The following is a 14,598-nucleotide window of genomic DNA, read 5'->3' as shown; positions in this document are numbered from 1 at the left end:
TCCCTTACTACGGTGACGGGATGCACTCTGACACCACCCGTACCGAGGGCCCGGCCACCGCCCGCGGCGCGGTCGCCATCATCACCAACCGGCGCGGCGAACTCCTCCTGCATCTTCGGGACGACCTGCCCACCATCGCCTGGCCCGCCCACTGGAGCCTGCTGGGCGGCACCGACGACGGGGAACACCCCGCCGAGACGGTTGTCCGCGAGCTCGACGAGGAAGCCGGACTCGCCCCCAGGAATCTCACCGAACTCTTCGAGATCCGCGACGAACACGGCTCCGGCCAGCTGATCACCTTCTTCGCCGCCGACTGGGACGGCGACGAGACCACGCTGCCGCTGGCCGAGGGCGTCAAGCTCCAGTTCTTCGCCCCCGAACACCTCGGCATCCTCACGATCCCCCCGTTCATCGAGGACGGGATCCACCGCTATCTGGCCGCCCGGCCCGCCTGAACCCACCCCTCTGGATGGGCCGCCGGGCGGCGGCCCCATCTGGAAGGACACCGTGAAGCTCACCGTCATCGGCTGCGGCTACCTCGGCGCCACCCACGCGGCCTGCATGGCCGAACTCGGCCACGAAGTCCTCGGCATGGACTGCGACATGGACAAGGTCCACATCCTCAACTCCGGCAAGGCCCCGTTTTTCGAACGCGACCTGGACGACCTGCTGGCCAAGCACACCGCCACCGGCCGCCTGAAGTTCACCGCCTCCTACGCCGAAGCCGCCCACTTCGCCAACCTGCACTTCATCGGCGTCGGCACCCCGCAGACACCCGGCGAGGACACCTACGACCTCACCCACCTGTTCTCCGCGGCCCGCCAGCTCGCCCCGCGTCTGACCGGCCCGGCCGTGATCGCGGTCAAGTCGACCGTCCCCATCGGCACCGCACCCCACGTCGCCGAGATCCTGCGGGCCCACGCACCGGCAGGCGACCAGGTCGAGGTCGCCTGGAACCCCGAGTTCCTGCGCGAATCGTTCGCCATCGAAGACACCCTCCACCCCGACCGGCTCGTTCTCGGATTCCAGAAAGAGCACACCTGGGCCGAGACCATGCTGCGGCAGTGCTTCGAGAAAATCATCGAGTCCGGGACCCCCACGATCGCCACCGACTGGGCGACGGCTGAACTCGCCAAGGGCGCCGCGAACTCCTTCCTCGCCACCAAGATCTCCTTCATCAACGCGATGGCCGAGATCTGCGAGACCTCCGACGCCGACGTCCACCAGCTCGCCGAGATCCTCGGCCACGACCCCCGCATCGGCCGACGCGGGATGCGGCCCGGCCTCGGCTTCGGCGGCGGCTGCCTGCCCAAGGACATCCGCGGCTTCATCACCCAGGCCGCAGCACTCGGCGCCGAAGCAGCCACCGGCATCCTCCGCGAGGCCGACGCGGTCAACCACCGCCGCCGCGAGGCCATCACCGACCTCGCCCGCGAACAGCTCGACGGCAACCTCATGGGCAAGCGGATCACCGTCTGGGGCGCCGCCTTCAAACCCAACACCGACGACATCCGCGACTCGCCCGCCCTCGCCGTCGCCCAAAAACTCCACGAACTCGGCGCCCAGGTCACCGTCACCGACCCCAAGGCCCTCGACAACGCCCGCAAGACCCACCCCGAACTCGACTACATCGACGACCCGATCGCCGCCGTCCAGGACGCCGACCTGCTGCTGCACCTGACCGAATGGGCCGAGTTCCGTCACATCGACCCCCACCGCCTCGCCCACCGCGCCGCCCAGACCCTGCTCATCGACGGCCGCGGCACCCTCAACCCCGACACCTGGCGCGAGGCCGGATGGACCTACCGGACCCTCGGACGCCCCTGACTCCGCCGCACGACGACGACCCGGCACCCGCGGACCCATCGCCGGCCTGGCTGGCGGAGTCGCCGCCTTCGCCATCTTCTACGGCCTGTTCACCGTCGACAGCGCGGCCATCACCTTCCTCGCGGTGTTCATCCTGGCCGGAGTCGAGATCAGCGCACTCGAGACGGCCCCACACTCCGCCGTCGCCACCCTCGAGCAATGTCCGCCGCTGAGGCCGTTGCCAGTCCGCGAGGGGAAGTGGCTGGCGCCGGGAGACGGTGGTGCTCGGCGCGCTGGGAGGACCTCGGTCCGGGGTCTCGTGCCTCGCGGTCGGCCACACCAGTCACGGCCGTCACGGAATTCGACGGGAGGTGCACACGACGTCAGGCTCCGGTCACAGCAGTCGTCGGATATCACCGCGGACCCGGTAGAAGCCGCCGGCCGCCGTGTGCAGGGCGTCCACGACATAGCGCGCCCCCGGCTCCCGTATGGCGCGCGGGAACTGGACGTTCCAGGACGAGTCGTAGCCCTCGGACACCACGTGCACACGCAGGCGGCCGGCCTCCTGGAGGCACTCGACGACGACCGCCCCGGCGGGAGCGTGGGCGACGGTGGCCACCGTGCTCGCGGCCGTGGCCGGCACGTAGGTCGGCAGGGCCGCGGCGAGCTTGATGTCGCGCGCCACCGGCACCGTGCCCTGCTGCGCCGCGGAGAGAGCCGTCTCGCTCGCGTCCACACACACCAGCGAGCCGTCCGTGGTCACCAAGTACAGCCGCTCGTCACGGTACTGCATCGACAGCGCCGAGCCGCCGCCCGTGCTGAGCTTCCACAGGCGCGTGCCGTCCCGGTCGAAGCAGTAGACGGACGACGCCGCGTCACCGGCGAAGACGAACCGCCCACTGGGCGAGGCGGCGCATGAGTACACCGCACTGTCGCAGCCGTACGTGGCCTCGATCGCGCCGGTCGCCTTCGACAGCCGCTGGACCACGCGGTGCGCGGTCCCCGCGTACACGGCATCGTCCTCCTGCCAGCCGAACAGGACTCCGCCGCGGGTGGGCGTGTGCCACAGCTCGCCGCCGCCGTCGGGCGCGTAGGCGGTGACGCCCCGGTGGTGGCCGTGGTAGACCGCCCGGTCATCGGCGCGGATCATCCAGGCGTGCTCGCCCTGGCTGCGGCGGGCCCACTGGTGCTCGTCCTCGTGGTCGATGACGGTCAGCCGGCCGTCGCAGTCCGAGACGTTCAAGATGCCCTCGTGGATGTCCAGCCAGAAGATGTCGACGTCCGCCGCGATGTCGTACGCCGCGAACGGCAGCTTCGAGGACAAGTCGTAGACCCTGCCGTCGTCGCAGCCCGCGTAGATCCAGAAGTCGTCGGCGACCAGGCACTTCACGCCGTCCGGCAGGCTGAAGCGGGCCAGGAGGCCACCGTCGTGGTCCAAGGTGTAGACGTCGCCCGCCTGGTTGCCGACCCAGCAGCGCTCGTCCTCGACATGGATACCGAACGCCGAGGAGCCGGTGCGGAACCGCCACAGCACGGGCGCCACGTCGCGCGCGGTGGACGGAGCCGACGTCACCTGACGCCGGGTCACCGGGCGCGGAGCGCGCTGCCCCAGAACGGCCGGGGCGTATCCCTTGCGGACCTTCTCCCCAACCTTCCTCGCGGCAGCGGTCCGCGCCTTCACCGCCGTGGGGAACGTCGTCGTCTGCCTCTGCCCGGCAGTGCCGATCCGCCCGTACCGCACCGTCACCACCTGGCCCTCGACCGCAACCTCGTAGAACTTGTGCGCGCCGGCGCCTTCCTGCGACAGCTCCAGATACGTCGTCGACACCGTGGTGGACTCGGTAGACATGGCAGACCCCTCCCCCAGGCGGACCCGCGGCCTCTCCCGCAGATCCCACTGCTCAAACCGTAGGAGGAACCACTGACAACCACGGTCCACCGAGCTGCTCATCGTCCAGGACGCGTGAGCCCCAGAACGACCGGCGCTCGTCCGAGTGGAACCGTCTTCGATCCAGAACTGATGGGCCGGCGGGCCAGGGCCGGGCCGTCGGTGCGCAACACAGCAGAGCGAACGTGCTCAGCACATTGTCAAGGGACAGTAGGAGTTCCCCGCTCGCGGACAGTTGATCTCCCCACTGGCGGACGTTGAAGATCCCCGGTGGACAGTTGATCTCCCCGCTTATGGGTCAGGCGAGTGGGACGACGCCTCGTCCGGTGGTGGCCTCCGCGAGGCGGTGGCTGTCGCCCTGGGTGACGACGACGTGTGCGTGATGCAGGAGCCGGTCGACGGTCGCGGTGGCTAGGGTCTTGGGCATGATCTCGTCGAATCCAGACGGATGAAGGTTGCTGCTGACGGCCAGACTTCGCCGCTCATAGGCCGCATCGACCAGGCGGTAGAAGCCTTCGGCGGCGTCCGGCGAGACGGGCAGGAGCCCGATGTTGTCCACGATGATCAAGTCGGTTCGGGTGATCCGACTGATGGCCTTCGAGACGGAGTCGTCAACGCGATGACGGCGGATCAGCGCTCCGAGGTCCTCGATCGTGAACCAGGCGACGGTCATCCCGGCGTCGACCGCTGCTTGCCCGAGGGCCTCGCAGAAGTGCGACTTCCCGGTCCCGGACGGGCCGACAACGCAGAGGTTCTCGCGCCGGCCCACCCACTCCAGCGTCCGCAGCGCCGACTGGGTCGGGACGGGGATCGACGAGGCCTCCTCGTTCCAGATGTGGAAGGTCTTGCCGGTCGGGAAGGCCGCCCGGGCGCGGCGAGTGCGGAGGTTGGCCGCGTCCCGGCCAGCGGCCTCCTCGGCCAGAAGTGCCCGGACGACCTCGGCCGGCTCCCACCGCTGAGCCTTCGCAGTCGGGATGACCTCCGTCATCGCCCGGCGGATGTGAGGCAGCTTCAAGCGCCGCGTCAGGGCGATCGCCTCGTCGAACGCGGCGCCGGTCGTGGCCGCGACAGCTGAGGCCGGGGCAGCCATCCTGGGCCGGACGGGTGCGGTTGCCGTGTCAGTCATCAGGAGTTCCTTCTCTGCGGTTGGCTAGATTGAGCGAATGTTCGAACGAGTGGGTGCTGAAGAGTCCGCGGCCCTGAAGAAGCTCGCCCGAAGGGTCCGCGACGAGCTGGCCGCCGCGGGCCTGCCCGTGGTCGCGCCGGAGCTCGACCCGGTCCTGGCCGGCGGCGCCGAGGTGGACATCGACGACGGTGACGACGCGGCGGGCGGTGTGTTCGTGGCCTGGCAGGCAAGCCCGCGCCTGCGGGCCTGCGCGAGCCGCGCGTTTCGGCTGAAGCAGCTGGACGAGCCGGTGCTGCGGCATTCCAGCGCGGTCGGGGCCGCGATGATGCAGGCAATGGCCCAGATCCTGGCCTCGGCTGGCTTCAGCGTCGAGGACGCGCGCGACGAATACCGCCCCCAGCAGTTGCGGGTCCTGGCAGGCCCGCCGTCCGGGCAGCCACCGATGTGGGCGGTTCGCGACGACGAGCTGGAGTTGCCCGGCTGGCAGGACGGCCCGACCGGTTGTGCCGGCTGAGCCGAAGGTCGATCACGGCGTCGTGAACCCGGACCAGGCGGAGGTGCGCGGTTGCAGGCTGTGGGTCTCGCTGCGAGCGGATCGGCTCTGCGCGGTCGTGCTCACCCTGGTGGTCCAGGATCGACAGCAGGTCGCCCTCGGCGAACCGGCCGACGGTGGCCGCGGAGCCAAGCGCCCGGTCGACATCGGCAGTGCCGTAGAGCTTGGCGAGCGCGACCGCGTCGGCCATCTTCGCCCTGATCCGGCGGACGCCGGTCGCGGCGGCTTCGACCAGCCAGGCCGCCGCCCCAGGTCCGATGGCCAGGAACTGGGCCTCGGCTGGGTTCGTCGGCTTCGGGGTGCGCTCGCCGCGCGCGGCGTCGGGGTAGTGCTCGTCCGCGATCCGCGGGCTCCCCGCAGTGGAGCGCGGGTGCCGGGCGACCTCAGCCACGCTGCCTGCGGTCATCGCGCTGACGATCAGCTCGTCGGCGTGGAAACGGACCCAGACGCGCTTGTCGACGAACTGGTGCGGGACCCGAGTAGCGAACCAACTCGACCGAGATCGTGGAGTCCTTGCCGACCCGGCGGGTCTCCCCGAACGCGGCGGTGAACGGATGCTCGGGCACCGGGTGCAGCCGCAGCCGTTCCTCGGCCAGCAGCTCGGCCGGGATCCGGCGGGTCTCGCGGTGGGTGCGGCCGTTCACCTCGGCCATGAAGTCCTCGCAGGCCTGCTGGAGTTCGGCGAAGTCGCCGTAGTCGGGGCGGAGGTTGACCGCGGTGGGGACCAGGTCCCGCTTCGCGATCCGGACCGTCGCCTCCGTCCCGCCCTTCGAGGCCGGGTCAGCCGGCATGCACGTCCTGACGACCGTGCCGTAGTAGCGGGCGATCGGCACCAGCTCGGGGTTGCGGACCGTGTCCTCTGACACACCTTCTCACCGCCGGCGACGACTCCGTCAGCCAGCACGACAGCACGGAAGTCGGTCTTCTTCCAGCGCACCGTGCCAGCGGCACGGTCGACTGCATAGGTGGTGTCGGCGGCCGCGACCACCACCGTATCCGCGTCGACTCCGATGATCTGCGGCGCGAGAATCCCATCAGCGCCGATAGGGTCCGCAGCCAGCCCGCCGGCACTGGCAGCAGCCGCAATCTCGGCCGACCATGCCCGATCGCCGGAAGCCGTGTCGACCGCAAGCACCTCGATCACCGGTCGGGACGGGGCCGTCCCCTTGCCCTTCACCACCCTCTCCCACGCGGCATACACGCTCTTCCCACCGGCTGCCTCAACCACGAGCGGCGCGGCACGAAGACTGCCGAAACCCCCTACCTCGGCAGCGTTCTTCTGGGGAGATCAGCATCGACGTCCTCCGACACCGCGACTCACCGTCCTCGGCCCCATCGGCCTGTCGCTCCCGCAACTGCCGCACGGCAGCGGCGGCCTGGAGCAAGCCGTCCACCCCTACGACCGGGACATTCCCCGCCCCGGAGTTGTCATGTGCGCATTACGGCTTGCTCCTTGAGCGGTGCATCAACCGGTTCAAGCAATGGCGCGGTATTGCGACCCGTTACGAGAAGACGGCCACGATCTACTTGGCCGGACTCCACATCGCGGCATCTTCCTCTGGTCTGCTCGATGATCCGAACGAAAGACCCTAGATGTGGAGTTGGTCGTAGGGGGTCCGGGACCACTGCAGAGAGGGTGTGCCCGTGGGCTCAAGGCCGTGCGGCCAGTGATCACCGCACGGTGTGAAGGCCGCGTAGCCCGCGTCGACAGCCCACCTGACGACGTCCATTCGCCTTTCCCGGTGGCCGTTCCTGTCGAGCATGCTGAGCAACCGGGTCAAGGCACCGGGATCGCATGCCAATGCCTCCTCTCGGAAACAGAGGATGGCTTTCTCAAGGTCGGTGTCGAACAGTTCCTGTCCCAGGTCTCCAAGCCCGCGACGCCCCGCCGCTGCCGCTTTTCGCAGTACGTTCACCGCGCGATCGACTTCTCCCGAATGCGCGAGGTCTCTGCCCCAGGAAACCAGGGCGTCGGCATCACCGGCGTCGACCGCGTGCCGGTAGAGCCTCTCGGCCTGTTCGGTGTCTTCCTGCCAGATGTGGTGGGCCAGTTCGCGGAGGCCCGCGGTATTGCCCTCGTCGGCCGCTGTCAGGAATGCGGCCGTGGCGCGATCGCGCTGTCCTGTGTCCCAGAGTCTTCTGGCCAGGAGAATCCAGGCGCCAACGTCGCCCAGAGCAGCTGCCCCTTGGTACGCGTCCTCGGCCTGTTCCCGTTGCCCTGTTTCCCACAGACGCCAGGCAAGATCACACAGCGCGCCGGGGGCTCCCGCCGCGGCGACGGCCCGGAACAGCGATTCCGCGTATGCGTGCAGACCCGCCTCCCACCAGCTCTTGGCCAGTTCGCGCAACTGCTGCGGATGTCCGGCGGTCGCCGCTTCCCGACAAGCGGCCTCGGCCTCCAGATACTTACCAGCTTTCCGTAGACGGGCCACGAGCGCAGCGGGTTCACCGGCCGCTGTCGCCTCCCGGGCGATTGCTTCGGCCTCGGTCTCTTCGCCCGCGTCCCAGCGGTGCCGGGCCAGTTCGGTAAGCCCTTCGGGAACCCCCGACGCGGCAGCCTCGCGGAAAGCGGTCTCCGCCCGGCCACGGTCGCCTGCTTCCCACCAGCGCTTGCCGAGGTCGACGAGTGCCCTGATGTGACCGGCCGCGGCACTCGCCCGCAGCGCTTCCTCCGCTTCTTTGCGGCGGCCGACCCACCACAGCCGCCACCCCAGGTTGGCCAGGGCTTCCGGCTGTCCCGACGAGGCAGCCTCACGGAACATCTGCTCGGCCAGCGCGTACTCCTTCCCCTTCCACAGCAATTGCGCCAAGTGGCAGAGCTCCTGGGGGTGCCCCGCCGCTGCGGCTTGCCGGCACGCCGCCCGGACACTGTGCTCCCAGCCCAGCTCCAGCAACACGGGCACAAGCTGCGTGAGAACGTCCGGCCGCCCTGAAGCCGCGGCCCGGCGGAATGCCGTCCCGGCCAGTTGCGTCTCACCGTCGTTCCAGAGCGCGGTGGCGAGCCTGGCGAGGGAGTTGGCGTCACCGGCTTCCGCGGCACGCCACTCGAGATGGTGTTCCCATCGCAGGCGGTGCCTCATGCCGGCGGCCTGGGAAAGAGCCCCTAGGTCCTCACTACGCGTCAGATGCGAATGGGCCGCGTACCAGAACGAGGACGGCGGGCAGAGCGTTTGTCGCGTTGTGCGGCCCTGCTCGTCGAGATAGTCCGCGAGCCTCAGCAACGTGTCCTTCGGGGGCGACGGTGTGGCCGCCGCCTGCGGGGTGCCGGGCGCGTCGAACCGGGGACGCGGGGAGATGACACTCAGGGGACACTGCATGCCGTGCACCGGGCGTCCGAGCTCCGCGAAAGCGGCCTGTGCACCTCCGTTCGCGAATGCGGTGTAGTCGGAGTCGTCGAGATAGTCAGCCACGGCAACGGTCAGAAAGGTGTGGGGCAGGTTCCAGCCGACGCCGAGACGCCGGGCGTCCATGGCCACTTCCAACAGTGCGCGGGCGGCTGGCGTACCTCGCTGGTAGCGCTCCAGTAACTGGGGTGCGCCTGCGAGGTGTTGTGTCACCTGTCCGCCTTCGGCGGCGCGGGCCAAGGCTTCCCTGAGCAGGAGGTCCCCGTCCGCGACCGCGGCAGCGGCGGCCAGGGCATCCGTGTCGAAGTGCCCGGGAACTGCGAGAGTGCGTCCCGCCAGGAGTTCCCTCACCTGGCTGTGCTGGTCGGTTGCCCCCATGGCCGGCGGCGCGGTGTACCGGTCGGCGTACTCCGGCCAGAGGGTGCCCAGGACCAGTACAGGGCCGCGCTCCCGGTCGGTGAGCAATCTGCGCACGGCTGCGGCGATCCGCTCTCCGCTTCGTGGGTCATCGAGATAGTGCTGGGCCTCGTTCAGCCAGACCACGGTCCGGGGCCGCACCAGGCGCAGGCCCTCCAAGGCCGCTTCGGCCCGCTCCGGGTCGAACGGATGCCAGAGCACCCATCCCCTGTCAGTGAGCGGCTGGACCGCTTCCCAGCAGGCCCTGGTCTTGCCCGTGGACGACCCACCGACCAGGACCAGCATCCTGCTGAGCCCTTCCTCCACGTCCCGCACGACGCCGTCGAGGACCTCGTCGTGCTCCCTCCGCACATAGGTGGGGAGTGCCTGTACCGAGGAACCGTGGCCGTCCCGACCGGCCGGGGCTCCCGCGGGTCCGGCTGGGTGCACCTCCAGATCGTGCGGATCCCACATGCCGATCGGCTGGACCGGTCCCGGCCCTGACTCGCGTGAGGGTCTTGGTGCGGAAACCGAGGGCCGTCGCAGCTCCAGCAGTTCCTCCAGTGGCAGATCCAGCACTCTGGCCAGGGCAGCCACTGTGGCCGCCGACGGCACTGGGCCCCCTGCCTGGAACGCCAGCTGCGTAGCCGTTCGCCCCAGCCCCGCCCGCGCGGCGAGCTGTGTCTTCGTCAGCCCGGAGCGGGCGAGCGCGTCCCCCAGCCTTCGCCGCAGTTCGGCAAGTTCCCGGTTGTCGCCGGCGTCTTCGGTCACGTGCCCGTCCCCCGTGCTGTGGTGTTCGGCAAGGTTCATCTTCCTCCGCACGAACCCTGACGAACACCGCTTCTGCGACGTTGAGCCGTGCCGACATCCGCCACGCACGCGGGAGTTCACCGTGTCCATCGCCCTTACCCTGCTCATCACCGCCCTCGTCGTCGTGATCGCACTGCTCGCAGCCGCCTGCGCGGCTGTGCTCTCACGTCTCGACGGCGCCACCTACCCCACCGCCACCAAGAGCGCCGCCCTGGCGTTCGCAGCGGTGCTCAGCCTGGCTGCCGCCGTCACTGCGGCAGTGACGCAGATCTGACCTGATGGGCAAGCCTGCTAGGCCCTGATCCAAACGACAGCCCCTAGGTGAGCCGAGACGAGGACAGCTCAACGATTCACTCTCGAAGGAGCGCCCGCTCCAACCTCCGCTTCGCAGACAAACGCATCGCCGACCTCGAAGCCCAACTCCTCGAACTCCAGCAGGCAGCACGTTAGATGAGCGGCGGCCGTCCCAACCGGATCATCCGCCACACAGTGCGCCATTTCATCGGCTGACGCGGTCCGCAAGCAGTACGGATGCCCTCCAGGAATCCGGCGCCCCAGGCCTTGAGTCCGGTCAGGGAATGAGTGCGGGCCAGAGTGAGAAGTGTCCACACGCCCAGATAGGCCGGGATCAACGGCAGGGGCAGTCGGCGTCGTGCCAGCCAGACCCGATTACGAGCGGTGAAGCGGTAGTACACCGCATGCCGGGCCGGGGAGGTCTTGGGATGCTGGAGGACAAGGTCGGGTTCGTAGAGGATCTTCCAGCCACCGTCGAGGGCCCGCCAGGCCAGATCCGTCTCCTCGTGCCCGAAGAAGAACTGCCCCGGCCACAGGCCAATCTCGTCGAGCATCGCCACCGAGAAGGCATGGCCGCCCCCGAGGAAAGCGGTCACCAGACCACGGCGCATCGGGTCGCCAGCACGCAACCGGGGCACGTGGCGCCGCTGAGTCTCACCATGCTCATCGGCGACGCGGAACGACACGATCCCGAGCCCGGAATCAGCCGCATACAGCTGCTGCACCTTGTGGAACACATCGTCGGCAATGAGCAGACCGTCATCGTCCAGCTCGACGACGACGTCCACCTCTCCTGACCCGCACAGGAACTGCAGACCGACATTGCGGCCGCCGGGACAGCCCAGGTTCTCTTCGAGCGGGATCTTGGTCACGTCGCCTGACACCTCGGTGAGCGGAGTCGCATTGCCGACCAGGACAACCCTCGCGGGAGGCACGTCCTGCATTCCCACCGAGGCGATCAGAGCGTCCAGTTCCTGCGGGCGCGTGCCCATGGTCACGATGACAACTCCGATGCGTGGCAACGACATTGCAACGAACTCCAGTAGTCGGCGAGGTGCTGCCTGATGCTAGTCGCGCAACGCGGCTACTCCGACGTCACTTGCATGTCCGCGACGTGTTCGCCCTGGTCAGGTGCCATACGGTCCGCTTGAAGGTCGGTAAACTCGACCAGGTCTCCGTGGACCTGGACGCATCAACCACGGTCGTGTCCCGCTCGTACTGGTGGCCGCAGGAAGGCCTGCGCGTCGCGCACCGCGGCAGTGCCGATCCGACCGACAGTCAGACGCCCACCAACACCACAATCCCGCGAGGAAGAGCACTGGACTCCGCGCACTGAGCAGCCTCGCCGGCTGTGGAGGCTGGAGATGATGCTGCGAGAAACGCCCGCCATGCGCGGTCAGGCTGTGCAGGGGCGATCCTTCGGGGTTGACGGTCGCGCCTTCGGTGAACCGGCCTGGCACCGGCCGCGTCGTGTGGGTCATGGACCGTATCGACGAACAGCATGTGTCCGAGCCGGGTTTGGTGGTCCTGGACATCACCTCCCACGATGAGGCGACCGCGCTCGCGGTGATGAGCGAGCTGGAGAAGTGGTGGGCCACCTCCGGCATCGGCACCCTGCGGCGGGCGCCCGCGGAGCCGGGGGTGAAGGCCCGCGTCTATGCGGACATCCGACGCCCCGGCCCCCAGGCGTAGCGCGGCGGTCGGCGGCTGCCTGAACCGGTCGCGCCGCGGGGCCGTGCTGGGAGAGCGCTGCAGGGCAGTAGCCGGCGGCTTCAGTCTTGTGCGCCGCGGTGCGTGTCAGTGTATGTGGCGGTGTAGTCCTCCACGGGCATGGCGCTGTCCGCGGCGTAGTCGGCGCGCGCCTGCCGGTCTGCCTCGGTGATTTCTGGGTGTACTGGGGGTATCTGGGGTGCGCGCCAGAGTTGGACCAGGTGGTGCTCTCCGTGGTCGCCGATGCCGGGTTCGGGGTCGTCGACGTGGCAGTACAGGCGCATGCGCACCCAGTCGTAGCCGTCGGGGGAGGGCGGGACCTTAAGGGGAGGTTCCTCGTCCGGCCATGCGTCCAGGATGTCGCCCTGTTCGAGGGTCGCGAGGTGGAGGGTGGGGATGTCGGCTCGCAGGCTGATTTCCTCCGCGGGCTCCCACTCGCCGCTGGTCTGGGGGGCCGGTGGGGTGTCGTGGACCTGGATGGTCATCTGGAGGGGGCCGGTGTCGGTGGTGGTGAGGACGACGGCGTTCGCGTCGGTGGCCGGGCCGCAGCGCCAGCCGAAGGGCATCTCTGGGGGGTACTCGTAGTCGTCGGTGAAGCCGATGAGGTAGCCGTTTTCGCCGAGGTCGACGGTGAACGAGGATTCTCGGACCAGCATGGGGAGCCTCCTTGAGCGGGGCAGGGTGCCCCTTCCGAGTGAAGCGGGAAGGGGCACCCTGTCTGGCGGGGAGTGTAGGCGCTTAGCTGATCACGTAGAACGGGTCGTGGTCCATGACGTGCATCTGGCCGCGCCATGCGGTGATACGTCCACCCTGGGCCTTGTTCTCGTTGACCTTGACCCAGGTGATCTCCCGGCTGGTCTCTTTCTTGCGCCCGGCCGGTCTCAAGGCCCTGCCGGTATGCCTCCACGAGGGCTTTTTCGTGGTCGGTGGTGTGCAGTTTGCAGGCGAAGCCTGGACCTGAGAACTGCGCACGGCAGGGAGTGCCGGACTTGGTGGGGCGCCCGCAGGGCCGGTGATGTACCTCTTCGAACACGGGGGTTCCTCACATAGTGGTGGAGTGGCGGCAGGGGTGTGAGGCGGTGGCGTCTACAGGGTGGTCGGCAGTGAGATCACCGGCTGGGAGATGGCCTGCGGGATGCAGGCGGGAGCGGTGCGGCCCGCCTGCAGGCAGGTCAGGGTGAGGAGTTGGAGGTAGCCGAGAGAGACCGGCCGTCCAGGGAGCTTGCCGGTTGCCTGTTCGAAGCGCTGGAGCGTGGCGGGCTTGATGCCCAGGTGGCTGGCGGCGTCGTGGAGATCAAGTCCTGCGACTTCGCGGGCTTCCTGGAGGGGTTCGGCGTTGTCGTGCCAGACCTGCGGCACCCTCTCAGTGGTCTCCCGGGCAACGGCGGCCCGGGCCGTGGCCAGGACGGCCTGGATTCGGTCGGTACGGGGTCCGAGCAGGAACCGGGCCAGCCGGGCAGCGTCGGCCCCGCGGTCGACGCCCTCACTCCAGGGCTGGGAGGCCTCCTCGTACACACGGCCTCGGGCCGTGGCGCAGTCCTCGCGCTCACCGGGGTCGGCGCCGTAGGTGCGGTGCCGGTCGCTGGTGCAGGCCAGCGTGCTGTCCTTCGCGAGGTCCATGTCGCGGCACTCGTCGTCGGTCTCGATCCCGTCGATGACGTCCCGGACCTGCTGGCGTTCCTGCGGGGAGAGGACGCTCGCGAGTGCCTCCGCGGCCGCTTGGGCTTCGGGCCGGTCGGCGGGCTCGAAGCTGCCGCCCCAGGCGTGGGATGCGTCTTCTCCCTCCGCCTTCTGGAAGGCCACGTCGATGGCTTCGAAGGTGTGCGGGCTCCAGGCGTGCATCATCAGGATGATTTCCTGCAAGGCGCGCTGGGCGGCTGGCTCCGTCTCCTGGACGGCACTGCTGCTGTGTCGGCGCCGGGTTCCGCTCATCCAGTCGGTGAAGGCATCAGGCCGGCGGGAGTCGGACGGTTGTGTGTTCGCGAACCAGCGCACCGCCCTCCCGACGCAGGGGTGCGCGTGCTGGATGGCGGCATACCAGCCGAACAGTGCCTGGCGGTAGTCATCCACATGCCGGTCCTCGGCAAAGGTGGCGGTCTCCGTGCGGCAGCGCTGCTGGCATTCCGCCGCGCTCACCCGGTACAGGGCGGCACGGGTCTCGGGGAACGTCAGCAGAGCTGTATTCAGGTGCTCATATTTGGGGCCGCGGTCGCGGCGCCTTTCGAGCCCGCGGTCGAGGAAGACGTGGAAGCGGGGTTCCTCACGCCAGTGGGCCGCAGCACTGCGGACACGGACGTCGCTCTGCCACGCGCCGGTCGCGATGGCCTACCGCAGCGCCGAGGCCACGTCCCGGCGCAGTGTCACACCCAATGCGATCAAGACCGGCAGGCACTGGGGATCATCCCCCAGCGCGGACATCACCAGATTGACGTCATCGTGACGGTGAAGATGACGCTGGAACACGAACGCCCCCCATTGACACAACAGACCCCGGCCTGGCTCCCCGCAAGAACGTGGAGCGCAGTGCCTTCATCCTGCACCAGAGCTCGGACATCCGGCCGGCAGTCTGCTGGGCTGCCCAACCGAGCGTCATGCGGAGCGGATTGCTCGGCTCCCCCACACGGCCCGGCGCTCCCCCGCGCGCGTGCGCGAGGTTGGCTCTGGCCTGCGC

At 69.1% G+C, this 14,598-nt stretch carries 13 protein-coding genes and 1 pseudogene; 6 read left to right on the top strand and 8 right to left on the bottom strand.

What is annotated here, in order from left to right; genetic code table 11:
- Positions 1–20: 20 nt before the first annotated feature.
- Together ACI2LP_RS31570 and ACI2LP_RS31565 are read left to right on the top strand one after the other, a co-directional pair.
- Positions 21–455, top strand: coding sequence for an NUDIX domain-containing protein (locus ACI2LP_RS31570; RefSeq protein WP_404727958.1), 435 nt, complete (start codon positions 21–23; stop codon positions 453–455).
- A 52-nt stretch (positions 456–507) separates the two neighbouring features.
- Positions 508–1,827, top strand: coding sequence for a UDP-glucose dehydrogenase family protein (locus ACI2LP_RS31565; RefSeq protein WP_404727957.1), 1,320 nt, complete (start codon positions 508–510; stop codon positions 1,825–1,827).
- A 373-nt stretch (positions 1,828–2,200) separates the two neighbouring features.
- Here ACI2LP_RS31565 and ACI2LP_RS31560 read toward each other — a convergent pair whose 3' ends face one another.
- Positions 2,201–3,655, bottom strand: a complete 1,455-nt coding sequence (locus ACI2LP_RS31560; RefSeq protein WP_404727956.1) for a WGR domain-containing protein — start codon at positions 3,653–3,655, stop codon at positions 2,201–2,203.
- Positions 3,656–3,992: 337 nt separating this feature from the next.
- Positions 3,993–4,784, bottom strand: coding sequence for an IS21-like element helper ATPase IstB (istB, locus tag ACI2LP_RS31555; protein WP_404727973.1), 792 nt, complete (start codon positions 4,782–4,784; stop codon positions 3,993–3,995).
- 73 nt (positions 4,785–4,857) lie between these two features.
- Between istB and ACI2LP_RS31550 the strand changes: the two genes are divergently transcribed.
- Entirely contained in the window at positions 4,858–5,334 is a 477-nt protein-coding gene (locus ACI2LP_RS31550; protein ID WP_404727955.1) for a hypothetical protein, read from the top strand.
- Positions 5,335–5,346: 12 nt separating this feature from the next.
- Here the strand turns inward: ACI2LP_RS31550 and ACI2LP_RS31545 are convergent.
- Both ACI2LP_RS31545 and ACI2LP_RS31540 read right to left on the bottom strand, forming a co-directional pair.
- A pseudogene (locus tag ACI2LP_RS31545) lies at positions 5,347–6,224 on the bottom strand (Mu transposase domain-containing protein); the annotation flags it as partial.
- 738 nt (positions 6,225–6,962) lie between these two features.
- Positions 6,963–9,884, bottom strand: coding sequence for a hypothetical protein (locus tag ACI2LP_RS31540; protein ID WP_404727954.1), 2,922 nt, complete (start codon positions 9,882–9,884; stop codon positions 6,963–6,965).
- A gap of 121 nt (positions 9,885–10,005) precedes the next feature.
- Between ACI2LP_RS31540 and ACI2LP_RS31535 the strand changes: the two genes are divergently transcribed.
- On the top strand, positions 10,006–10,197 hold the full coding sequence (locus tag ACI2LP_RS31535) for a hypothetical protein (RefSeq protein ID WP_404727953.1): 192 nt from the start codon (positions 10,006–10,008) through the stop codon (positions 10,195–10,197).
- Positions 10,198–10,369: 172 nt separating this feature from the next.
- Here ACI2LP_RS31535 and ACI2LP_RS31530 read toward each other — a convergent pair whose 3' ends face one another.
- Complete coding sequence (locus ACI2LP_RS31530; RefSeq protein ID WP_404727952.1) at positions 10,370–11,245, bottom strand: glycosyltransferase family 2 protein; 876 nt, start codon at positions 11,243–11,245, stop codon at positions 10,370–10,372.
- 119 nt (positions 11,246–11,364) lie between these two features.
- On the opposite strand from ACI2LP_RS31530, the gene ACI2LP_RS31525 reads away from it, so the two are divergent.
- A complete protein-coding gene (locus ACI2LP_RS31525; protein WP_404727951.1) occupies positions 11,365–11,553 on the top strand; it encodes a hypothetical protein in 189 nt (62 codons plus the stop codon).
- A gap of 89 nt (positions 11,554–11,642) precedes the next feature.
- On the top strand, positions 11,643–11,909 hold the full coding sequence (locus ACI2LP_RS31520) for a DUF6207 family protein (RefSeq protein ID WP_404727950.1): 267 nt from the start codon (positions 11,643–11,645) through the stop codon (positions 11,907–11,909).
- Positions 11,910–11,989: 80 nt separating this feature from the next.
- Here the strand turns inward: ACI2LP_RS31520 and ACI2LP_RS31515 are convergent, their stop codons facing one another.
- The 3 genes from ACI2LP_RS31515 to ACI2LP_RS31505 form a co-directional block, all read right to left on the bottom strand.
- Positions 11,990–12,583, bottom strand: a complete 594-nt coding sequence (locus ACI2LP_RS31515) for a hypothetical protein (protein ID WP_404727949.1) — start codon at positions 12,581–12,583, stop codon at positions 11,990–11,992.
- Positions 12,584–12,665: 82 nt separating this feature from the next.
- Positions 12,666–12,812, bottom strand: a complete 147-nt coding sequence (locus ACI2LP_RS31510) for a hypothetical protein (protein ID WP_404727948.1) — start codon at positions 12,810–12,812, stop codon at positions 12,666–12,668.
- A gap of 201 nt (positions 12,813–13,013) precedes the next feature.
- The gene (locus tag ACI2LP_RS31505) at positions 13,014–14,063 is read right to left on the bottom strand and encodes a helix-turn-helix domain-containing protein (protein WP_404727947.1); all 1,050 of its coding nucleotides are present in this window, start codon (positions 14,061–14,063) and stop codon (positions 13,014–13,016) included.
- Positions 14,064–14,598: the final 535 nt, after the last annotated feature.

This window comes from Streptomyces sp. NPDC019890 (genome assembly GCF_044903445.1).
Classification (GTDB): domain Bacteria; phylum Actinomycetota; class Actinomycetes; order Streptomycetales; family Streptomycetaceae; genus Streptomyces.
This window is presented reverse-complemented; position numbering and strand designations above follow the sequence as displayed.